Below are 21,392 nucleotides of genomic sequence, written 5' to 3'. Positions count from 1 at the left end.
ACGGGGCAAAGGACGATCCGATGATCGACCGCGAGACCGCGTTCCGCTATCTCACCGGCGCCCTGACCGGTGGGCCCCGTCCCGATGCCGTCGGGCGCAAATTCGACGCCGAGGGCCGGGTTTTGCGCTTTCCCGGCAATACGACGCTTTGCCATATCGACCGCGACAGCGATGCTTTTGCCGCGCTGGCCGAGGCGCAGGCGCGGCTGAAGGCGGGGCCTCTGGCCGACGCCTTCACCTTCCTGCCGCCCGAGAGCTTTCACATGACGATCTTCGAGGGGGTGATCGACAGCCACCGCACGCCCGACCGCTGGCCCCGCCATCTGCCCGCCGACATGCCGCTCGGGGAGGTGACGCGCGATTTCTCGACGCGGCTTGCGGGGCTCGGTCTCGACCGGCGGTTCCGGGCGCGGCCCACCGGGATCCTGGGCGGCTTCTACGTCGATATGGAGGGGGCGGACGCGGCGGCGGAGGCCGCGCTGCGGCTCACGCGCGACCGTCTGCAAGCCGCGACCAACCTGCACCGGTCCAACCATGCGGACTATGGCTTTCACATCACGCTGGCCTATCTGCTGCGCTGGCTCGCGCCGGCAGAGGCGGAGGTCCTGCTCGATCTTTGCGACGAGATCGGCCGCGACCTGGTGGCGCGCGTGCCCGAGATCGTGCTTGGACCCGTCGAGTTCTGCCGGTTCGACGACATGTATCGGTTCGAACCCTTGCTCCACGTCTCATAGGCGTGCCGGGCGTCCTCCGCGTTCGAGAGCCTGTCCCTGCGGCAATTGACCGGCGGGGCCGGGAGAAACATCGCGCGGCGGTGAAAATTCTCTTGATCAGATTTCATTTTGGGATTTTGTCCATGTGACCGGCGGGCATCGGGGCGATCTCGAGCCCTGTCCGTTGCCCCGAAATGGAGAACACTGCATGACCCTGTCCGCCGACCTCTGGACCCGTTCGCTCTGGTACGAAACGGCGGAGGAGCCCGATCCGGGCAGCGATGCGCCGCAGGATGCACGGGTGCTGGTGATCGGCGGCGGGTTCACCGGGCTCTCGACCGCGCTGCATCTGGCCGAGCGCGGCGTGGCCGTGACGCTGATCGAGGCGGAGAAGATCGGTTTCGGTGCGTCTGGCCGCAATGGCGGGCAGGTGATTCCGGGGCTCAAGATCGACGCGCCCGAGATGCGCGCCCGCTGGGGCAGGGAGGCGGGCGGACGGCTGGCGGCGTTTGCGGGTGAGGCCGCCGACCGGGTCTTCGATCTGGTCGACCGTCATGGCATTGCCTGCGCACCCGTGCGGAACGGCTGGATCCAGTGTGCGCATTCCGAGCTGGCGCTGCGCGCGGTGCATGCCCGGGCGCGGGATTGGCAGGCCGAAGGCGCGCCGGTGGAGATTCTGGATGCGGGTGCCATCGCCACCGCCACCGGAACCGGCGCCTATACTGGCGGCTGGCGCGATCTGCGCGCCGGAACGGTCAATCCGCTGGCCTATGTCCGGGGTCTTGCCCGGGCGGCGCGGGCCGCCGGCGCCTGTATCGTCACCGGGCGGCGGGTAACCGGCATCGCGCGCGATGGCGCCGGCTGGCGGCTGGAGCTGGGCGGCGCGCAGGTGCGTGGCGAAACGGTGGTTCTGGCGACCAACGCTTATGATGCGGCGCTGATGCCTCGCTTCGCGCGCTCGATCCTGCCGGTGCAGTCCTGCGTGCTCGCCACCGAGCCGCTGCCGGCGGAGACGGCCGCCACTATTCTTCCGCAGGGGGCCTGCGCGTCCGAGGTCCGCAAGCTGGCTTATTACTACCGGATCTCGGCGGATGGCCGGCTGGTCTTTGGCGGGCGCGGCGCCACGGGAGCGGAGCATTCCCAGGGACTTCAGGCTGCGCTGGAGGCGGGGATGCGGCGGTTGTTCCCCCAGATCGGGGCGGCCCGGGTCGAGAAGGCCTGGTCGGGACATCTGGCGCTGACGCTGGATCACCTGCCGCATATCCATCATGCTGGGCAGGGGCTTTGGGCGGTGGCGGGCTATAACGGCCGCGGGGTGGCGCTGGCCACCGCGATGGGCGCGGCGCTGGCCGGGCATCTTGCAGAGGGGGAGCCCTTGCCGTTGCCCGAAACCCCGGTGCGTCCGATCTTCTGGCACGCGCTGCGCCATCCGGTGATGGATCTGGGCGTCCGGTATTACTGGCTCAAGGACCGACTCGGATTCGCGTCCTGACGTCTCCGATCGGCGACATCCGGTGCAAGCGGGGAAACTCCGGTCGCGGCGGCGTGATGCGGGCCGCGTCGGAACGGCGCGGCGGGGCATGGCGCCATTGCCGCCAAGGCGATCAAGTTGGGGGGCGCGAGGCTGCGAAAATCATTTCTATATATCAGTGTGATAGCTGTGTTTTCCTGCCCCGCCCCCTTAGATTTCCCGGCGGGCACGTACCGGAGGCAGCAACGGGAAGCGACCTTTCGCTCTACAAACACGACGCTTGCTTTTTGTTTTGGGCGGGCGTAATGGCGGCAGCGGGACACCCCTCCCCAACGAGGGGCTTCTATCTGGAAGGTTAGACAGATATGGCTACCAAGCACCCGGCAACGCGGCCGGCCAATCCGCGTTTCTCCTCTGGCCCCTGCGCCAAGATTCCCCATTTTTCCGTGGACATGCTCGCCGATGCGGCGCTCGGTCGCTCGCACCGCGCCAAGATCGGCAAGGAAAAGCTCGCCGCCGCCATCGAGGGCACGCGCGAGATCCTGGGCATTCCCGCCGACTACAAGATCGGCATCGTTCCCGCCTCCGATACCGGCGCCGTCGAAATGGCGCTCTGGTCGCTGCTCGGCGCCCGCAAGGCCGAGATGCTGGCTTGGGAGAGTTTCGGCGCAGGCTGGGTGACCGATGTCGTCAAGCAGCTCAAGATCGACGCCGAGGTGAAGACCGCCGAATATGGCGAGATCGTCGATTTCGCCACGGTCGATTTCAACAACGACGTCGTGTTCACCTGGAACGGCACCACCTCCGGTGTACGCGTTCCGAACGGCGACGCGATCCCCGCCGACCGCGAGGGCCTGACGATCTGCGACGCGACCTCGGCCGCCTTCGCGCAGGATCTGCCCTGGGACAAGCTCGACGTGACGACCTTCTCCTGGCAGAAGGTGATGGGCGGTGAAGCGGCCCACGGCATGCTTGTGCTGAGCCCGCGCGCCGTGGAGCGTCTGGAAAGCTACACCCCCGCCTGGCCGATGCCCAAGATCTTCCGTCTGACGAAGGGCGGCAAGCTGATCGAGGGCGTGTTCAAGGGCGAGACGATCAACACGCCGTCCATGCTGGCGGTCGAGGATTACCTCGTGGCGCTGGACTGGGCCCGCAAGATCGGCGGCCTGCCCGAGCTGATGAAGCGCGCGGACACCAACGCCAAGGTGCTTTGGGACTTCTGCGACCGCAACGACTGGCTTGCCAACCTGGCGGTGGATCCGGCGACGCGCTCGAACACGAGCGTTTGCCTGAAGTTCACCGACGAGCGGATCAAGGACGGCGCGGCCTTTGCCAAGGCGGTGGCCAAGAAGCTCGACGATTACAACGCCGCCTATGACATCGGCGCCTATCGCGATGCCCCTGCGGGTCTGCGCGTCTGGTGCGGTGCCACCATCGAGGCCGCGGATGTCGAGAAGCTGACGCTCTGGATCAAATGGGCCTTCGAGGCAGTGCTCGAAGAGCAGACCGCGACCGCGTGAGCCGGAGGTGGGCAGATTGCCCACCCTACTCTTCCCTTCGAATGACAGCGTAGGGTGGGCAATTTTGCCCACCGCTCCCTCCCTATATCCAAAGGACCAGACCCATGGCTCCCAAAGTTCTCGTCTCCGACAAGCTCTCGGAAACCGCCGTCCAGATCTTCCGCGACCGCGGCATCGACGTGGATTTCCTACCCGATGTGGGCAAGGACAAGGAAAAGCTCGCCGAGATCATCGGTCAGTATGACGGCCTTGCCATCCGCTCCGCCACCAAGGTGACGCCCTCGATCCTCGAGCATGCCACCAATCTCAAGGTGGTGGGCCGCGCGGGCATCGGCACCGACAATGTCGACAAGGAAGCGGCCTCCAAGAAAGGCGTGATCGTCATGAACACGCCCTTCGGCAACATGATCACCACCGCCGAGCATGCCATTGCGCTGATGTTTGCCGTGGCGCGCCAGATCCCCGCCGCCGACGCCTCGACCCAGGCCGGCAAGTGGGAGAAATCCAAGTTCATGGGGGTCGAACTGACCGCCAAGACCCTCGGCGTGATCGGCGCCGGCAATATCGGTGGCATCGTCTGCGACCGCGCCCGTGGCCTCAAGATGAAGGTCGTGGCCTACGATCCCTTCCTGTCGGAAGAGAAGGCCGCCCAGATGCAGGTGGAAAAGGTCGAGCTGGACGAGCTGCTCAAGCGCGCCGATTTCATCACCCTGCACGTGCCGCTGACCGACGGCACCCGCAACATCCTTTCGGCGGAGAACCTCGCCAAGACCAAGAAGGGCGTGCGCATCATCAACTGCGCCCGTGGCGGTCTGGTCGACGAGGCGGCGCTGGCCGAGCTGATCAAGTCGGGCCATGTGGCCGGCGCGGCCTTTGACGTGTTCAAGGAAGAGCCCGCCACCGAGAACCCGCTTTTCGGCCTGCCCAACGTGGTCTGCACCCCGCATCTTGGTGCCTCGACCACCGAGGCGCAGGAGAACGTGGCGCTTCAGGTGGCCGAGCAGATGTCGGATTACCTGCTGACCGGCGCCGTGCAGAACGCGCTCAACATGCCCTCGGTTACCGCCGAGGAAGCCAAGGTCATGGGGCCGTGGATCAAGGTCGCCGGCCATCTGGGCAATTTCATCGGGCAGATGACCGACGAGCCGATCAAGGCGATCAACATTCTCTATGACGGCGAAGCCGCGACGATGAACCTCGAGGCGCTGAACTGCGCCACCATCGCGGGGATCATGAAGGCGATCTCGCCCGAGGTGAACATGGTCTCGGCTCCGGTGATCGCGAAAGAGCGCGGTGTCCAGATCTCGACCACCAATCAGGAGCAGTCGGGCGTCTTCGAGGGCTATATCAAGGTGACCGTGGTGACCGAAAAGCGCGAGCGCTCGATTGCGGGCACCGTGTTCTCGGATGGCAAGCCGCGCTTCATCCAGATCAAGGGCATCAACATCGACGCCGAGGTGGGCGAGCACATGCTTTACACCACCAACGAGGACGTGCCGGGAATCATCGGCAAGCTGGGCACGATGCTGGGCGACCACAAGGTGAACCTCGCGAACTTTACCCTTGGCCGTTCGGCTCAGGGCGGCGAGGCCATCGCCATCGCCTATCTGGACGAGGCCATGGAGCCGAGCGTGGTGGACGCCCTGAAAGCGACCGGGCTTTTCCGTCAGGTGAAGCCGCTGGAATTCGACGTGGCCTGAGGCCGGGTCTCGTGCGAAAGGAGAAAGGGCGTCCGGATGGGCGCCCTTTTTTTGTTTGGCACTGCTATGCCGGAACCAGCGGAGAAGACCTGTCCAGCGTCAGATCCGCAGAGATCCGGGCGCGGAACAAGGCGCGTAGCGCCGCCGCGCCATCGCCGGCCCGTCCGGGCGGGCTGGCGATTTGGTGACGCAAGCACCTCGTTGAGAGGTCCTTCGGATATGGCCGGGATAAAGTAAGGGGTTCGGTTGGTTGTCTCGCCATCCCACGGGCCTACGATGGCGCGTCTTCCCGTTCGCAAGGATTGTTTTGAGGATGTCGAAGAGATCCTGACCGCTTTTGCTTTAAGAACGACCGGGGTGTGCCGGCCATATGACGCGGAGGCCGCGGTGGCTCCCTGCAACTCTACTGACATACCGACCCGCCCTTTTCGCCCCGATGCGGGTTGCGCCGCAACGCAGCGAGAGGCATCAAGACAGGGCCAGAAAGGACGCATTCCATGCCTGCCATTTTCGCCGTGGGAGATCTTCACGGCCAGATCGAACAGCTCCGAAAAGCGCTGGATTTCATCTCGAACGATGCCGAGGCCGGTGCCCCGGTCGTCTTTCTCGGGGATTACGTCGATCGTGGTCCCGACAGCCGGGGTGTGATCGAGACACTGATGCAAGGCCAGGCGGAAGGCCAGCCCTGGACCTGTCTGATGGGCAACCACGACCGCTTTCTGCTGCGCTATCTCGACGATCCGTTCTATGAGGATCCGCAGACGCGCAACCCGCATTTTTATACCGATCCGCCCATCGGTGGCGCCGAGACGCTTGCCTCTTACGGGGTGGATGCCGACCCAAGCCGTGATCCGCGCGCGATCCATGCCGACGCTGTCGCTGCCGTGCCGCAGGCGCATCGCGACTGGCTGGCAGGACTGCCCCGTTACCTTGCAACCGAAGACCAGATCTTTGTGCATGCGGGCATCCGCCCCGGCATCCCGCTCGACCAGCAGGTCGAGGACGATCTGATCTGGATCCGCCGCGTCTTTCTCGACGATCCCCGCGACCACGGCAGGCTGGTGGTGCATGGGCACACAGCCATCGACCTGCCGCAGCTTTACCCCAACAGGCTCAATATGGATGGCGGAGCGGGCTACGGGCGCCCGCTCTATCCGGCGCTGTTACTGGGCGGCGAGGTCTTTCTGCTCGGTCCCTACGGGCGCGCCCGCCTTTAGCGCGCACCAGGCGTCGTATTGCGACAGGAAGACCTCGCCCGAGAGATCGTGCAGGAAATGCGACCGTTTCAGACGGTCCATCACCGGGCCCTTGATCTCGGTCAGGTGCATCTTGATGTTCTGCTCGGACAGGCGGCGGTTCAGCTCTTCCAGCGTTTCCAGCGCGCTCATGTCCACCTCGTTCACGGCGGGGAACATCAGCACCACATGTTCGAGGTTCTCGCATTCGGCGACGCGTTCCAGCACGTAATCCTCAAGAAAGCGCGCATTGACGAAATAGAGGCTCTCGTCCACCCGCAGCGTCAGCACGCCGGGCAGGGTTTCCACCTCGTGCCGCTTCACATTGCGGAAGTGATGGGTGCCCGGCACCAGCCCGACCTCGGCCACATGCGGTTTCGAGGTCTTGTAAAGATGCAGGAAGATCGACAGCAGCACCCCCGCAGAGACGCCCACCTCGACACCCACCAGCAGGGTCAGCACGATGGTGGCGGTGACGGCGGTGAAGTCCACCTTGGAATAGCGCCAGGTCTTGCCGAGGATCGAGAAGTCCACGAGGCTGAGCACCGCCACGATGATCGTGGCCGCGAGCGTCGCTTTGGGCAGGAAGAACAGCAGCGGCGTGAGGACCAGCGTGGCAAGGCCGATGCCCACGGCGGTATAGGCGCCCGCAGCGGGGGTCTCGGCGCCCGCGTCGAAGTTCACCACCGAGCGCGAGAAGCCGCCGGTGACCGGGAAGCCACCGGTGACCGCCGAGGCGATGTTCGAAGTGCCCAGGCCGATCAGTTCCTGATCCGGGTCGATGCGCTGGCGGCGCTTGGCGGCGAGCGTCTGCGCCACCGAGACCGATTCCACGAAGCCGATGATCGAGATCAGCACGGCGGGCAGGAGCAGGGTCGACCACATCGACATGTCGAAGGACGGTGCCGAGAGCGGCGGCAGGCCCATGGGCACGTCGCCGACGATCTTCACGCCCTTGTCGGCCAGGCCGAAGATCCAGGTGAGCAGCGTGGTCACGACCACGGCCGCCACCGGCCCGGCCTTGGCGAAGATGTCGGCAAGGCGCGGCTTCAGGCCCGCGCCGATGAGCATCGGTTTCAGCCCCTTGCGGACCCAGAACAGGAAGGCGGTGGCGGAAAGGCCGATGGCGAGCGTGATGACATTGGTGTCGCCCTGATGCTCGAAGAGCGAGATCACCAGATCGACCAGCGTGTGGCCCTCGGCGCTGATGCCGAAGATATGCTTGAGCTGCGAGGCGGCGATCAGCACGCCCGAGGCGGTGATGAAGCCCGCGATCACCGGGTGGCTCAGGAAATTCGCCAGAAAGCCCAGTTTCAGCACCCCCAGCAGCGTCAGGAACACGCCCGAGATAAAGGCCAGCGTGATGGCAGCCAGCGCGATCTCGGCGGGCGTCGTGAGCCCGAGCTGCCCGATGGCGGCGGCGGTCATCAGAGAGACCACCGCAACCGGCCCGACCGCCAGCGCGCGGCTGGTGCCAAAGATCGCATAGGCCACCAGCGGCAGGATCGAGGCGTAAAGCCCCATCTCGGCGGGCAGGCCCGCAAGCAGCGCATAGGCCAGCGATTGCGGGATCAGCATGATCGTCACGATCACCGCCGCGACAAGGTCCGAGGTGGCGGTGTCGCGGTCGTAGGTTCGGGCCCAGGTCAGGATCGGCAGGTAGCGGGTCAGCAGATCGCGGGAGGGGCGGGGCACATTCATGAGGGCTGTCCTGCAATTCGGTCAGAAAGGGGCGACAGGGAGAGTCGCCGTTTTGGGCGGTACATACATTCAAAACATAGAATTTGTGAAGGGGGCAAAAAGGGGGATGTTCCGAAATGTCGCGGAAATATGCGCAAAGGCCCCGGCACGGGACCGGGGCGGGCGGGTCTGAAACCCCCGCCCCGGACGCGATCCGGGGCCTCTTGGCCTGGAAACCGGAGGCCGGTCACCTCAGCTTGCCGAGACCTTCTCGGGTTTGGCGAGCCATTCCTTGCCACGCAGCATGGCCTTCCAGTAGACCGGCGGCAGGATCTGCTCTTTCAGCAGCCAGGCGGCGCGGGTCGGCTTGGTGCCGTCGATGACCCATTTCGGGAAGCTGGGCAGCAGCGCGCCGCCATAGCCGAACTCCGCCAGCACGATCTTGCCGCGCTCCACGGTCAGCGGGCAGGAGCCATAGCCGTTGTACATCGCACGCGGGCTGGCGCCCTCGATGTCGGCGGCCACGTTTTCGGCCACGATGGGCGCCTGCATCCGCGCGGCGGCGGCGGTCTTGGCATTCGGCGCGTTCATCACGTCGCCAAGGCTCCAGATATTGTCATAGCTCTTGTGGCGCAGGGTGTTCTGATCGACATCGACCCAGCCTGCGGCATCGGCCAGCGGCGACACGCGGATGAAATCCGGCGCGATCTGCGGCGGGCAGACATGCATCATGTCGAACTCGACCTCGACCGTCGTCGGTTCCGTGTCGGGCTTGTTCACCGCAAAGGTCGCCTTCTTCGCCGCACCGTCCACCGCGATCAGGTTATGGAAGAAGTTCAGCGTCGCGTCGTATTTCTTGACGTATTGTTCCAGCGCCGGGACGTAATCCTTCACCCCGAACAGCACGCCGCCCGCATTCATGAACTGGATGTCGATATTGGGCAGCACGCCCTGGCGGAACCAGTGATCGCCCGAGAGATACATCGCCTTCTGCGGCGCGCCCGCGCATTTGATCGGCATCGGCGGCTGGGTGAAAAGCGCGCGGCCCTTCTTGAGCCCCTTCACCAGCTCCCAGGTATAGGGGGCGAGGTCGTAGCGGTAGTTCGAGGTCACGCCGTTCTTGCCGAGCGTCTCCACCAGCCCATCGACCTTGCCCCAGTCCAGTTTCAGCCCCGGACAGACGATGAGCCGGTCGTATTTCACCACCCGGCAACCATCGAGGATGACGGCGTTGTTGGCGGGCTCAAAGGCCGCGACGGCGGATTTGATCCAGTGCACCCCTTTGGGGATCAGGCTGCCCATGGTCTTGGCGGTGGTTTCCGGCTCGAAAATGCCGCCGCCGACCATGGTCCAGCCGGGCTGGTAGTAATGCACATCCGCCGGGTCCAGCAGCGCGATCTCGAGGCTGGGCTTGCGTGCCTTGAGGCTGGCCGCGACGGCGATCCCCGCCGCGCCGCCGCCCACCACGACCACGTCGAAGCTGGCGTCGCCCGTGTCGGTCGGGGTCTTGCCGCCGTTCACGATACGGCGCACCACGCCCGCCATGTCATAGCCCGCGTTTTTCGCGGCCATCAGGATCTCGGCCGGGGCCATGACCTTGGCCTGCGCCAGCGACCAGAGCGTGGTCGAGCGCGTGCCGGTGCGGCAATAGGCAAAGACCGGGCCGGGCAGCTCGCGCAGGGCGCGGTCGAAATCCTCGGCATCGCTGTCCTGCACCTTGCCCGAGATCACCGGCAGATAGCGGGCTTCAAGGCCCGCCTGACGGGCCGCGGCCTCGATCTCTTCAAAGGTCTGCTGGTCCGAGCCCTCGCCATCGGGACGGTTGCAGATGATCGAGCGGTAGCCGGCGGCGGCGATCTCGGCCATGTCACCGGTGGTGATCTGTGGTGAAACCGTGATGTCGTCGTTGATCTTTCTGAATTCCACGGCGCGTCTCCTCCTGGCGGGAATCGGGGATGGGGTTTTATACATGCGCGATGTCGAATTTGTCACGCGCCAGAGGGTCACAGCTTGAGGAGGGGGTGCGGTTGTTCCTTATCCTTGCGGGTAGGGGCCGCTCCGAGCCCGAAGTTGAGGTTGCCGAGCCAGAATTCGAATGTCTGCTCTATCGTGGCAGCTACTCACCATAACTGTTCATCGGGCGGTTTCCAAAGGTCGATCGGGCGAAGTCGAGAAACGACGCCAGCCTTTGCGGCCTGTATCGGTCGCGATGATAGATGAGCGCCATGGGCTGCTCCGGCAGTTTCCAGTCAGCCAAAACCCGAACAAGCTCACCAGCCGCGACATCCTGGGCGACGAGACATTCAGGGAGCATGGCAATGCCCATGCCCGCTTTGGCCGCGATACGCACGGCCTGGCTGGAGTTCACCGTGATCGTCGCCTTCGGAGTCCAGTTTTGCGTCTCGGCATTCCTGACGAAGCGCCAGGCTCTGCGTCCGGTCCTTGAAAACAGAACAGCCCGAAATCGCTCCAGATCCAATGGCGCCTCGGGCGCACCGTGTTTCTTCAGCAAGTCGGCCGATGCGCAGACCATCATTCTATAGGGGGCGAGCCGGGTTTGCAGGAGCGTGCTGTCTTCCAGTTTCCCGATGCGAAAAGCCGCGTCGAATCCGCCTGCGATCAAATCCTCATTGGTGTCAGAGAGCACCAGGTCAATCTCGACGCCCGGGGTCATATCGGTGAAGCGTTTGAGCGCGGGCATCAGGGCTTCGCTCCCGAAACTGAGCGGCGCAGCGATGCGAAGGCGTCCTTGCGGCTGGGCTTGCTGATCGCTGGCCTTGCCCTCGGACTGTGCAACCAGCTCCAGAATGTCCCGGCATTGTTCGAGATAACTTTCGCCAAAGTCCGTAAGACGATGCCGGCGCGTTGTCCGGTTGAGCAGGCGAACCTGAAGATGGTTCTCCAGCGCCGCGATCCGTTGCCCGACCAAAGCGCTGGTGACGTTGAGCTTCTGTGCCGCGGCATTCATCGACCCCGCCTGAACGACTTCGACGAAGGTGCGCATGGCGATGAAGAGATCCATTGCAAAGGAATCCTTTCGGAAGCGACAAATTATCTCGTGATTATCATAAATTCTTTTCCATCTACATCTTGTTCCATCAATCCATGACGAGGAAGCATGATGGAAAACCGATTTGAAAACCGCGCGGTGCTGGTGACCGGCGCCGGGACCGGGATGGGGCGCGCCGTTGCCCTTCGACTGGCAAGTGAAGGCGCGGCCGTTGTGCTTTGGGGACGGCGGGAAGCGCCGCTTGAGGTCGTGGCGCAAGACATCCGTGCCGCCGGTGGCAGGGCATTTGTTCACACCTGCGACATCTCCGATCCCAACGAGATCGCGGCCGGTATCGAGGTCATCCTGTCGCAATTCGGCAAGCTCGATGCGGTCTTTGCGAATGCCGGGCATCTGGGCGCGTTCAAACCCCTGCGTGATACGCAGACCGCCGATTTCGGCGACCTCCTCCAGACCAACCTCATCGGGACCCAGCAAACGGTCGCGCAATGCCTGCCCCATATGGACCACGGCGCGGTGTTGATAAACGCCTCCTGGACAGCCGGAGCGGTCATGCCGGGAACGGGCGCCTACGCAGCGACGAAAGCCGGATTGCTTGCGATGATGCGGGTCTGGGCCGTGGAAGAGGGGCCGCGCGGCAATCGCGTCAATGCGATCAGCCCCGGAATCATCCTGACCCCGATGGCGGATGAGGTTCTGGACCCGGACATTTCCAGCCGGCTCTCCGGCCATACACCGCTTCGGCGAAACGGCCGCCCAGAGGATGTGGCCGGCACGGCGGCGTGGCTCTTGTCAGACGACGCCGCATTCGTGACGGGACAGGAGGTTGTCGTGGACGGCGGATTCACCTTGGGCGGAGTGCTGCGATGACAGAGGCGAAGGGGGCACGACTGGCCGACAGCCTCAACCCGGGCGTCCGGGACGTTTTGGAGGAGCGATATGGGCATCTCTTGCCGGGCATGGCGGATACGGTCATCGACATGGCCTATGACCGTTTTTACGCCCGTCCCGGACTTGATCTCAAAAGCCGTTATATCGCGACGATTGCAGCCCTGACGGCATTGGGCGGCCAAACCGCGCCGCAGCTTCGGATCAATATCCAGGCGGGGCTAAAGGTCGGGCTGACAGAAACGGAGATCGCCGAGACGATCTGGCAAATGGCGCTTTATGGTGGCCTGCCTGCCGCAATCAATGCGCTCAACACACTCAGGGCGATCTGTGGCGACAAATGACACATGTTCGGACAGTCGCGTGACGAACAGCGAAAGGTCACGCCGTCCGCAAATCCGCCCTTCCCACTCAAACGAAAAACGCCGCCCCTTTGGGGGCGGCGTCGATCTGCGGAACACAGCGTGGGATCAGAAGCCCAGGCCTTCGTATTTCTTCTTGAACTTCGACACGCGGCCGCCGGCGTCCATCAGGCGGGTGCCGCCACCGGTCCAGGCGGGGTGCACGGTCGGGTCGATGTCAAGCTGCATCGAGTCGCCTTCCTTGCCCCAGGTGGTGCGGGTCTGGAAGACGGTGCCGTCGGTCATCTTGACGTCGATGATGTGATAGTCGGGGTGGATGCCCTTTTTCATGACGTCTCTCCTTATGCGTCGGCGCCGGCGAGCGGCTTGTAGTTGGTGACTTCCGCGATCCGGGCCGATTTGCCGCGGCGCGAACGCAGGTAGTAGAGCTTGGCGCGGCGGACACGGCCACGGCGCACCACTTCGATGGACTCGATGTTGGTCGAGTAGAGGGGGAACACACGTTCCACGCCTTCACCGAAGGAAATCTTGCGGACGGTGAACGAACCGGCGATGCCCTTGCCGTTCTTGCGGCTGATGCAGACGCCTTCGTAGTTCTGCACACGGGTCCGCGTGCCTTCGGTCACCTTGTAGCCGACGCGAATGGTGTCGCCGGGCTTGAAGTCGGGGATGGTTTTCCCCAGGGCGGCAATCTGTTCCGCCTCGAGCTGTGCGATCAGATCCATCTGATCTTCTCCTTGGCTGCTCACGGTTGATCCGTGAATGTGTCTCGCGCCCCAGAGCTCCGCGTCTTCGGTCGGGTCCGCGCCGGGTCAGGGACCAGGGCGCCCGCGGGAGGCTATCGACGGCTTTTCCGTATCTTTCGTCCGGCCCGTCTGTGCCCCGTCGAAGATTCGGGTCAGGCAATACCGAACGGGCCCGCGCGACTCATGGAGCCTGCGAACGGGCTGCGTATAGGCGCAGGCGCTCCGCCGATCAAGGGAAATCTGGGTGGTTCGCAGCGCTTACAGCGCCTGCTTGAACCCCACATGGCTGGCTGTGAAGCCCAGCCGTTCGTAGAATCGGTGCGCATCCTTGCGGGTGGCGTCCGAGGTGAGCTGTACCATGATGCAACCGCGCTTGCAGCAGGTCTCGACCGCCCAGTCGATCATCGTGCCGCCCAGCCCGACGCCGCGGGCGGAGGCGCTGACGCGCACCGCCTCGATCTGGCCGCGCAGCGCGCCCTTGTGCGAGAGGCCCGGCACGAAGGTCAGTTGCAGGGTGCCGACCACGACTCCGTCGCGCTCGGCCACCGCCAGAAACTGGTTCGGGTCGGCGTCGATGGCGCGGAAGGCGGCGAAATAGCTCTCGGCGAGCGGCGCGCGTAGATCTTCGCGCTTGGCACCCAGTGGGTCGTCGGCCAGCATGGCAACGATGGCGGCCACGTCGGCCTCTGTGGCGCGGCGCATGGCGATCTCGGTCATGTCTTGATCCCCTTCGCCGCCTCATAGGCCTCCCAGAGATCCGGGCGGCGGGTCCGCGTGATCTCTTCCGCCTGGGCGCGGCGCCATTTGGCGATTTCGCCGTGATGACCGGACATCAGAACGGGCGGGATCTCCAGCCCCTGCCACTCGGCGGGGCGAGTGTATTGCGGATGCTCCAGAAGCCCTTGGGAAAAGCTCTCTTCCTCGATGGATTCGGCATTGCCCAGCACGCCGGGCAGCAGCCGCACGGTGGCATCCAGCATCGCTTGCGCGGCGATCTCGCCGCCGGTCAGCACGAAATCTCCGAGCGAGATCTCGGCGATGCCGTAGTGATCCAGCACCCGCTGGTCGAGCCCCTCGAACCGGCCGCAGATCAGCGTGACGCCGGGCGCACGCGCCAGACTGCGCGCGACGGACTGGTCGAAGCGCCGCCCGCGCGGCGACAGGTAGAGGATCGGCGCCGCGGCAGGGATGCGGCGGCGGGCGGCGTCCAGCGCCCGGCCCACCACGTCGGGGCGCAGCACCATGCCGGCGCCGCCACCGGCGGGGGTGTCATCGACATTGCGGTGCTTGCCCTCGCCGAAATCGCGCAGCGGCACGGTGTCGAGCTGCCAGATCCCCTCCTGCAGCGCCTTGCCGGTAAGCGACAGGCCCAGCACGCCGGGAAAGGCCTCGGGAAAGAGGGTGACGACCTGCGCCGTCCAGGCGCGGGCCAGCTCCGGCTGCTCGGTCATCAGCTCGCGGGGCTTGAGGCTGGGCCGGATGGTCTTGCGGCCATGGGATTTGGGTGCGTCGCTCATGGCCCTCCTCTAGCGGCAAGGGCCGGAGGGCTCAAGCGGCGTGGATGTCGGCGGGTTCGACGTAATCGGCGATCTGCGGCGGCGCCTGCAACCGGCCGGTGGCCAGGCACCAGTGGTCGCGGGGCCGGGCCGCGCGGCCCCGGTACTCGGCGAAGATCCCGCGCGGATCGGCCAGACGCGGCGTGCAGGTGATCTCGGCCAGCCGGTCGAGCGCCGCCGTCAGGGCGGGGGCCGAGGTTGCCACCGCATCGGGCGGCGTCAGCCCCAGCGAGCGGCCGGCATAGCGCCGGGCGTTCCAGCCCTCGATCACATCTTGCAGACCCTGAAGCCAGAGGCAGTCGCCGCGCCGCGCCGCCGCCTCGATGCGCCCGTCGGCGGCGGCATAGGCCAGGAAATGCGCGACGCTGGCGCGTTCGCAGCTGGGCTGGCGCGCGCACCACAGCGCGGCGTCGGCCTGTGCCGGATCGGCGGGATCGTGTTCGACGATCACCTTGTGCCAGAGATCGGGGTCGGGCCGGTCCAGCGCCTGGAGCGCGGTCAGCAACAGCCGGTCGGGCGGGCCGCCGGCGGCATCGCTCCAGGCACGGCGGGTGGCTTCGAAGGCACCGATCTGCGCCTCATAGGCGTGACGATGCTGGCCGATGGCGGCGATGCGGTCGCGGATCTCGAGCACCACATCGGGATTCACAAAGCTCTGCGCCAGCGCGCCGGCGCGGTCTGGCGTGGCGCGGACGAGCTGTTCGAGCATCCACAATTCTTGAAGCTCCTCGCGGGTAAGCTCTGCCAGCTTGCGTTTGCCCCAGGATCCCAGGATCCGCTCCACGGCCCGGCTCAGGGCGTAGTCCAGTGTCTCCGGTTCGGCAGCGCCATAGGGAGAGGTGACCGGCGGCGGGCTTTGCAGAATATGGCGCAGGGATTGCCGGATGTCCTGCGGGTCCGGCATCTCTGCCGGGGGATGGCGCAGGGCCGAGAGGCTCAGAAGCGGCGCCGCCCGTTCGGCCCTCGAGTCGATGGCATGGCGCGAGAAATGCGCGGCTCCGAAGGCCACCACCCAGGCAAGCGCCAGAATCACCGACGGCCCGAATTGCTTCAAGGCCACGTTCACCACTTGATCCGGCAGCAGCAGCAGGGTCAGCGCTGGGCTCAGCGCAAATCCCGACCAGATTACTCTTTGATAAGACGCGAACACAGCTCGCCTCCTTTCCGACACTATGTCGGCCAAAATTCTTCCGAATTGTGGCAATTTCTGGGAGAGCGATGGGCCTTTTAACGAAGGATTTCCCTAGCGGAAACAGTCACTCGTTTCCGATCTGTCTGTTCGCCAGACGGCGCAGATTTTTCTTCGCTTCACGCAAATATTGGTCCTTCAGAGCGCTTCGATTGAGCGCCAGGAAGACGTCGCCGAGCCCGATGTCGGGTTGGACGTTCTCGGGCGGGAGAATCTCGAGTGAGTCGCGGGGCTCCGGCGGCAGGTCGACAAGATCGAGCAGCGGCGCCAGCGGACCTTCGCGGCGCTCGCGGCTGTCTTCCAGCCGTTCAGAGACGACGCGGGCGGGGGCCACAGCTTTGGCCACCGTTGCCACGATCTGCGGCAGATCGGTGGCTTTGCCGATCTTCTCCGCGTAGAGATCGAGGTCTTCGGTCAGACGGGTGCTGCGCAGGTTCTGCCACCAGGTCGAGCGCACCCAGCTATCGCGGTCGCGCGTCGAAAAGAAGAACGTCAGATCCAGCGCCTCGCCGAACCTCTGCCGGGCCGCTTCGGCAAGCACCGCCATATTGCGCGGCGCGGCGTCGTAGCACGTGAGCCCGCGCCGGCCGGGCAGGTGGCCGGACAGACCTTCGGACGAGATCAGCACCGGGCGGGGGTCTGCCGCGTCGATGCGGCGAAAAAGCCGGTCGGCCTGGCGGCGCAGCTCGGTCAGACCGTCTTCTTTGCAGGTGATAGAATAGGCGCGCGCGGCGTGGATCAGCGGCGTGAAATCATCGCGCAGGAACACCCTCAAATGCGGTTCGAGCAGCGCGGTATTGGCGCGCAAGATGGCCTGGACGCTGCTGGTTCCGGTTTTGTGAAAGCCCGCGTGGATGACGACTCGCGTCATTCAAACAGCCCGTCGGGTGGATCGGCGACGATGCGCCCCGCCGCCAGATCGACCGTCGGCACCGCCGCGCGGGTGAAGGGCAGCAGCACGGTTTTCGACTGCCCGGGCAGATGCAGCTCGAGCAGATCCGAGGCGCCGTGGTTCAGCACGGTCTTGACCCGCCCAAGCTCGGCCCCGCCGGTGTCGTAGACCGGCAGGCCGATCAGGTCGGTGTGATAGAATTCGTCGTCGGGCAGCGCGGGCAGGCGGTCTCTCGGAGCATAAAGCCGGACGCCGCGCAGCGCATCCGCATCTTCCTTGCTGCGCACATCGGACAGCCGCGCGGCAAAGCCGCCCTTGACCGCGCGGGTGATCTGGACCTCGAAGCTGCGGCTGCCGTCCTCGGTGGTGAGCGGGGCGTAATCGGCGATGGCCTCGGGATCGGAGGTAAAGCTCTTCAGCCGCACCTCGCCATGCACCCCGAAGGCCCCAGAAATCGCCCCGACGCAGATCGTCTCGCTCACACCGGCCTCGCTTTCGCCCTGTATATCAGAGGACTGGATAGACCAGAGCCCCGGGCCTTGGCAATCGGTGCGGATCAGAAGCGCAGCCGCACCACCCGCGTGACCCCGAAGCGGATCGTCCACTGGTCCTCGCTGCCGCTGTCCACGATGGGGCTGTCGGCGGCATCGTTCTGGTAGGTTTCCCAGGTGAGCGCGCCTTCCAGCCCCCAGTCGTTGTTGATCTGGTAGCGTGCGCCCATCTCGAGACCGGTCGACAGCAGCCCGCCGCCGGCATCGAAGGCGGGACGCGTGGCCGTTGCCTCGGAAGCATCGACCCCGAAATAGGTGTCGGCATAGCCGTCGCTGCCCCAGAAGAGCCGTGGCCCAAGGGTCAGCTTCCAGCGGTCGTTGGGGCGGGCGATCAGATCCAGCCCGGCCTCGCCGACCCAGGACTCATGTCCGCCAAAGCCGCGGCGGAGATCGGTGAAGGCGCTGAAATGTTCGGCGGTGTAGCCAAAGCCCAGGCCCAGCTCGAGCGCGGCGTCCACATCCTCCATGCCCCGAAGGTCGTCATGGTCGGACGCGTCGCGCTCGCCGATATAGCGGAACGAGCCGTGCAGGTCCCAGCCGTATGCATCGGCCCAGGGATCGCCGTCGCCAAGCTGCTTGCCACTGCGCAGGGTCAGCCCGTGGAACTTGAACCCGAGGTCCGGCCCGGCGCTGTAATCGTCGCTGCCGAAATATTCCGGCGTGACGGCAACCCCGCCGCGCAGCGAAAAGACCAGCTCGGGCTGGGACGGCGCGTAGGACGTTTGCGCGGTTTGCGCAATCCCGGCGGCCGGAGCGGCGACGGTCAGCGTCAAAGCCAGTGCGGGGCGGAGAGAGCGCATCGGGGCCTCCTGAAACAACGGTTGATTCGTACCTTAGCAGCTTTGCCACGGTTTCCCACGGAGCCGCCACGAGAAAGGCGCGCAGGGTTTCCCCCGCGCGCCTTTCCGCCAGCCGATTGGGCTGATCTTATTCTGAGGTCTCTTCCTCGGCCGGAGCGGCAGCGGCCTCTGCGGCTTCCGCAGCCTTGGCGGCCTTGGCTTCGGCGCGCTCGGTGGCGGCTTTGCCCGGGACGGCTTTCTTGGGGTTGCTGCGCTCTTTCTTCTCGACGATGCCGGCGGCTTCGAGGAAGCGCGACACGCGGTCGGTGGTCTGCGCGCCTTCACCCAGCCAGTACTGGATGCGCTCGAGGTTCATCACCACGCGGCGTTCGTCGTCTTTCGGCAGCAGCGGGTTGTAGGTGCCCAGCTTCTCGATGAAGCGGCCGTCGCGGGGCATCCGCGAGTCGGCGGCCACGATGGCGTAGTGGGGGCGCTTTTTGGAGCCGCCGCGGGCGAGTCGGATCTTGATGGCCATTGGTTTTCTCCTTTTCGAATGGCTTTGGCGGGTCCCCCCGCCGGATGTTCACGATTGGTGTCGTTCGTGGTGCTTGATGACTTCCTGAATGATGAAATTCAGGAATTTCTTGGCGAATTCCGGATCGAGATCCGCTTTCTCCGCCAGATCCTGGAGCCGCGCGATCTGGTTCTCCTCGCGCGCGGGGTCGGAAGGGGGCAGGTCGTGGGCGGCCTTGAGCACGCCCACCGCCTGGGTGTGCTTGAAGCGTTCGGCCAGCGTGAAGACGAGGATCGCGTCCAGCCGGTCGATGCTTTCGCGGTGTTCCTTGAGCAGCGCCGCAGCGCGCGCTACCGGGTCGTGCGTCTCAGTCAATGGCCCAGCCTTTCGGTTTGAACAGGGGATCCTGGAAGTTGGCGATTTCCATGTCGATGCCATGGGCAAGCTGCGTGCCCTGCAGCTCGGCGGGGGCGGGATGGCGATAGACCGCGTCATTGCCGTCGATCGAGGGCGCGGCGGCATCCTTGCGGGCGCCGAGTCGCTCGGCCAGGCGGATCGAATCGAGATTCTTGGGGTCGATATAGGACACCGCCCCGTCCCAGCCCTGCCGTTCGTAGAAATGGCGCCGCACCCGGTGCGTGGCTTCCAGCGCATAGCCCTTGCCGGCCTTGTCGGGCCAGATGATCCAGGCGATCTCGCGCTCGGGCCATTTCGCGGGAAACCAGCCGCCCGCCATGCCGACGGTTTCGTCGCTGTCGCGCAGATGCACCATCCACATGCCGAAGCCGCGGATCTCCCAATGGCCGATCTCGGCGGCATAGAGCATCCAGGTCTCGTAGGCGTTCAGCGGCCCGCCCATGAAGCGTGAGCGGTAGGAGGCGAAGGTGGCCTTGAAATCGGGGTAATCCTGCGGCTCGGGGCCGCGCAGCACCAGACGCCGGGTTTCGAGGACGGGAATATCGGTCATGACAGACGCGCCTCCCGCCGATGGCGCCAGACCTGGGTACCGTCGCCGAGATCGTCTTCGGCCTGCGTGTCGCGCGCCGCGCCCAGCCGCTCCATCAGGTGGCGGGCGCGGGTATTCTCGGCGTCCACGTAGGAGACGACGCTGTCCCAGTTCAGCGTGTCGAAGGCATAATCCCGCGCCGCCTCACAGGCTTCCTGCGCATAGCCGTGGCCCTCGGCTTCCGCGGTCATGAGAATGCCCAGCTCGGCTTCGGGATCGTCGTATTCGTAGCCGAGAATCACGAAGCCGGCAGAGGGGGTGGTCTGCGCGTCGATGGTCCAGAGCCCGTGGCCGTGCAGCAGCCAGAGCGCGGTATATTGGGTGAAGTCGCTCCAGGCTTCGGTGCGTGAGAGCGGGCCGCCCATATATTCCGCGCGATCCGAGCAGAGGATCGCGGCATAGGCGCCGAAATCGTAGATGCGGGGGCCGCGCAACTGCAGCCGCCGCGTGTCGAGCGCGGGAATCCGGCCACCCAGCCGCGCGGCCTGACGGGCGCCGGGGCCCGGGCGGTGCTGTTCGACGGCGGCGCTCATGCGTCCCCCCGCTGTTCGGGGTGGCGGTAGACATGCACCGTCTGGCCAAGCAGCGTGTCTTCGCGCTCGAAATGCGCGCCGAGCCGCAGGAGCAATGCCCTGGACCGGTCGTTGGCCGGGTCGATCGGGCTGATCAGCCGGGTGAGTCCGAAATGTCCGGCGGCGGCGACGCGCGCCGCCTCGGCGGCCTCATGGGCAAAGCCCTTGCCCTCGAAACCGGCGAAGATGCCATAGCAGAGCTCGGGCTCGGGCCACTCGATATGGTGCAGCACGCCGGTGTGGCCGATCATATCGCCGGTGTCTCGCAGAGTGATGTGCCAGATGCCATAGCCGCGAATCTGCCAGTGTCCCGCCGTGCGCAGAAGCAGGCGCCAGACCTCGCCCCGGTCGAGCGGGCCGCCGATGAAATGCGCGCGCGGATCGGCGTAGAAACCGCAGAGCGCGTCGAGATCCTCGAAGCGCGGGGCGCGCAGGATCAGGCGGTCGGTCTCGACAACGGGGATGGTCACGCTCATGCCGACACCTCGTCGGGGCCGGGGTGGCGATAGAGCAGGTCTTCGCCCATGTGGTAATTGTGATAGCGCCGCTCAAAGGTGGCGCCCAGCCGCTCGGCCAGGGCGATCGACCGGGTGTTGCCCGGCACGATGTTCGAGGTGAGCGTGGGCAGACGCAGGTCCTCGTAGGCATAGCGGCGCACGCGCAGGGCCGCCTCGTGGGCGATGCCCCGGCCCTCGTAGCCGGCAAAGACCACCCAGCCCAGTTCGGGCTCGGGCCAGCCCTCGGGGTTCCAGATACCGCTGATGCCGGCGGGGCGGCCGCTGTCCTTCATCTCGATGGTGAAATAGCCGTAGCCGCGCAGATGCCAGTGACCCACGTTCAGCGCGAACCAGCGCCAGGCGTCGCCGCGATGGTCGTAGCCGCCGAACCCGTCCGAACGGGCGCGGTCGAGCAGGAAGGCGATCATCGGTTCGGCATCCTGCGGTTCGGGGCCGCGCAGGATCAGACGGTCGGTCTCCAGATAGGGGGCCTGGGTCAGCGTCATGCCCG

Annotated in this window: 24 protein-coding genes; 7 read left to right on the top strand and 17 right to left on the bottom strand. The window is 65.6% G+C overall.

Features of this window, described 5'->3' with window-relative positions; translation table 11 throughout:
* The first annotated feature begins 20 nt into the window (after positions 1 to 20).
* From M4578_RS23810 to M4578_RS23790, 5 genes are all read left to right on the top strand, one after another.
* On the top strand, positions 21 to 734 hold the full coding sequence (locus tag M4578_RS23810) for a DUF1868 domain-containing protein (protein ID WP_258095639.1): 714 nt from the start codon (positions 21 to 23) through the stop codon (positions 732 to 734).
* Between the two features lie 187 nt (positions 735 to 921).
* Positions 922 to 2,205 (top strand): NAD(P)/FAD-dependent oxidoreductase, encoded by a 1,284-nt coding sequence (locus tag M4578_RS23805; protein ID WP_258095638.1) that lies wholly within the window; start codon positions 922 to 924, stop codon positions 2,203 to 2,205.
* Between the two features lie 344 nt (positions 2,206 to 2,549).
* Positions 2,550 to 3,704, top strand: coding sequence for a phosphoserine transaminase (locus M4578_RS23800; protein WP_258095637.1), 1,155 nt, complete (start codon positions 2,550 to 2,552; stop codon positions 3,702 to 3,704).
* Between the two features lie 104 nt (positions 3,705 to 3,808).
* Entirely contained in the window at positions 3,809 to 5,404 is a 1,596-nt protein-coding gene (gene serA, locus M4578_RS23795) for a phosphoglycerate dehydrogenase (RefSeq protein ID WP_258095636.1), read from the top strand.
* A gap of 497 nt (positions 5,405 to 5,901) precedes the next feature.
* Positions 5,902 to 6,621: a metallophosphoesterase family protein gene (locus tag M4578_RS23790; RefSeq protein WP_258095635.1), complete on the top strand. Its 720-nt coding sequence runs from the start codon at positions 5,902 to 5,904 to the stop codon at positions 6,619 to 6,621.
* Here M4578_RS23790 and M4578_RS23785 read toward each other — a convergent pair.
* The 3 genes from M4578_RS23785 to M4578_RS23775 form a co-directional block, all read right to left on the bottom strand.
* Complete coding sequence (locus M4578_RS23785; protein ID WP_258095634.1) at positions 6,568 to 8,340, bottom strand: SulP family inorganic anion transporter; 1,773 nt, start codon at positions 8,338 to 8,340, stop codon at positions 6,568 to 6,570. The genes M4578_RS23790 and M4578_RS23785 overlap by 54 nt on opposite strands.
* Before the next feature lie 231 nt (positions 8,341 to 8,571).
* Entirely contained in the window at positions 8,572 to 10,245 is a 1,674-nt protein-coding gene (locus tag M4578_RS23780; RefSeq protein WP_258095633.1) for a bifunctional protein tyrosine phosphatase family protein/NAD(P)/FAD-dependent oxidoreductase, read from the bottom strand.
* 190 nt (positions 10,246 to 10,435) lie between these two features.
* Positions 10,436 to 11,341: a LysR family transcriptional regulator gene (locus tag M4578_RS23775; RefSeq protein WP_258095632.1), complete on the bottom strand. Its 906-nt coding sequence runs from the start codon at positions 11,339 to 11,341 to the stop codon at positions 10,436 to 10,438.
* 96 nt (positions 11,342 to 11,437) lie between these two features.
* Between M4578_RS23775 and M4578_RS23770 the strand changes: the two genes are divergently transcribed.
* Both M4578_RS23770 and M4578_RS23765 read left to right on the top strand, forming a co-directional pair.
* A complete protein-coding gene (locus tag M4578_RS23770) occupies positions 11,438 to 12,199 on the top strand; it encodes an SDR family NAD(P)-dependent oxidoreductase (protein WP_258095631.1) in 762 nt (253 codons plus the stop codon).
* Positions 12,196 to 12,561, top strand: a complete 366-nt coding sequence (locus M4578_RS23765; RefSeq protein ID WP_258095630.1) for a carboxymuconolactone decarboxylase family protein — start codon at positions 12,196 to 12,198, stop codon at positions 12,559 to 12,561. Before M4578_RS23770 ends, M4578_RS23765 begins: the two co-directional genes overlap by 4 nt.
* A 126-nt stretch (positions 12,562 to 12,687) precedes the next feature.
* On the opposite strand, the gene rpmE is transcribed toward M4578_RS23765, so the two are convergent.
* The 14 genes from rpmE to M4578_RS23695 form a co-directional block, all read right to left on the bottom strand.
* The gene (gene rpmE / locus M4578_RS23760) at positions 12,688 to 12,909 is read right to left on the bottom strand and encodes a 50S ribosomal protein L31 (protein ID WP_258095629.1); all 222 of its coding nucleotides are present in this window, start codon (positions 12,907 to 12,909) and stop codon (positions 12,688 to 12,690) included.
* An 11-nt stretch (positions 12,910 to 12,920) separates the two neighbouring features.
* Positions 12,921 to 13,304: a 50S ribosomal protein L19 gene (rplS, locus tag M4578_RS23755; RefSeq protein ID WP_258095628.1), complete on the bottom strand. Its 384-nt coding sequence runs from the start codon at positions 13,302 to 13,304 to the stop codon at positions 12,921 to 12,923.
* A 279-nt stretch (positions 13,305 to 13,583) separates the two neighbouring features.
* Positions 13,584 to 14,042, bottom strand: a complete 459-nt coding sequence (locus M4578_RS23750) for a GNAT family N-acetyltransferase (protein WP_258095627.1) — start codon at positions 14,040 to 14,042, stop codon at positions 13,584 to 13,586.
* A complete protein-coding gene (gene trmD / locus M4578_RS23745; protein WP_258095626.1) occupies positions 14,039 to 14,842 on the bottom strand; it encodes a tRNA (guanosine(37)-N1)-methyltransferase TrmD in 804 nt (267 codons plus the stop codon). Before trmD ends, M4578_RS23750 begins: the two co-directional genes overlap by 4 nt.
* A gap of 31 nt (positions 14,843 to 14,873) precedes the next feature.
* Complete coding sequence (locus M4578_RS23740; protein WP_258095625.1) at positions 14,874 to 16,031, bottom strand: hypothetical protein; 1,158 nt, start codon at positions 16,029 to 16,031, stop codon at positions 14,874 to 14,876.
* A 106-nt stretch (positions 16,032 to 16,137) separates the two neighbouring features.
* Entirely contained in the window at positions 16,138 to 16,839 is a 702-nt protein-coding gene (locus M4578_RS23735) for a hypothetical protein (protein WP_258095624.1), read from the bottom strand.
* A gap of 98 nt (positions 16,840 to 16,937) precedes the next feature.
* A complete protein-coding gene (rimM, locus tag M4578_RS23730; RefSeq protein WP_258095623.1) occupies positions 16,938 to 17,444 on the bottom strand; it encodes a ribosome maturation factor RimM in 507 nt (168 codons plus the stop codon).
* 74 nt (positions 17,445 to 17,518) lie between these two features.
* Positions 17,519 to 18,313 carry a MipA/OmpV family protein gene (locus M4578_RS23725; protein ID WP_258095622.1) on the bottom strand — a complete coding sequence of 265 codons (795 nt, stop codon included), beginning with the start codon at positions 18,311 to 18,313 and terminating at the stop codon, positions 17,519 to 17,521.
* Between the two features lie 127 nt (positions 18,314 to 18,440).
* Positions 18,441 to 18,827: a 30S ribosomal protein S16 gene (gene rpsP / locus M4578_RS23720; RefSeq protein WP_258095621.1), complete on the bottom strand. Its 387-nt coding sequence runs from the start codon at positions 18,825 to 18,827 to the stop codon at positions 18,441 to 18,443.
* A 48-nt stretch (positions 18,828 to 18,875) separates the two neighbouring features.
* Positions 18,876 to 19,181, bottom strand: coding sequence for a chorismate mutase (locus tag M4578_RS23715; protein WP_258095620.1), 306 nt, complete (start codon positions 19,179 to 19,181; stop codon positions 18,876 to 18,878).
* Entirely contained in the window at positions 19,174 to 19,773 is a 600-nt protein-coding gene (locus M4578_RS23710) for a GNAT family N-acetyltransferase (RefSeq protein ID WP_258095619.1), read from the bottom strand. Before M4578_RS23710 ends, M4578_RS23715 begins: the two co-directional genes overlap by 8 nt.
* On the bottom strand, positions 19,770 to 20,345 hold the full coding sequence (locus tag M4578_RS23705; protein WP_258095618.1) for a GNAT family N-acetyltransferase: 576 nt from the start codon (positions 20,343 to 20,345) through the stop codon (positions 19,770 to 19,772). The genes M4578_RS23710 and M4578_RS23705 overlap by 4 nt, the downstream gene beginning before the upstream one ends.
* The gene (locus M4578_RS23700; protein ID WP_258095617.1) at positions 20,342 to 20,860 is read right to left on the bottom strand and encodes a GNAT family N-acetyltransferase; all 519 of its coding nucleotides are present in this window, start codon (positions 20,858 to 20,860) and stop codon (positions 20,342 to 20,344) included. The genes M4578_RS23705 and M4578_RS23700 overlap by 4 nt, the downstream gene beginning before the upstream one ends.
* The gene (locus M4578_RS23695; RefSeq protein ID WP_258095616.1) at positions 20,857 to 21,387 is read right to left on the bottom strand and encodes a GNAT family N-acetyltransferase; all 531 of its coding nucleotides are present in this window, start codon (positions 21,385 to 21,387) and stop codon (positions 20,857 to 20,859) included. The genes M4578_RS23700 and M4578_RS23695 overlap by 4 nt, the downstream gene beginning before the upstream one ends.
* Between the last annotated feature and the right edge of the window lie 5 nt (positions 21,388 to 21,392).

Origin of the sequence: Salipiger pentaromativorans (genome assembly GCF_024721115.1) — a bacterium.
GTDB classification, from domain to species: Bacteria; Pseudomonadota; Alphaproteobacteria; order Rhodobacterales; family Rhodobacteraceae; genus Salipiger; species Salipiger pentaromativorans.
The sequence above is the reverse complement of the archived record's forward strand: the minus strand, read 5'-3'. Positions and strand labels throughout refer to the sequence as shown.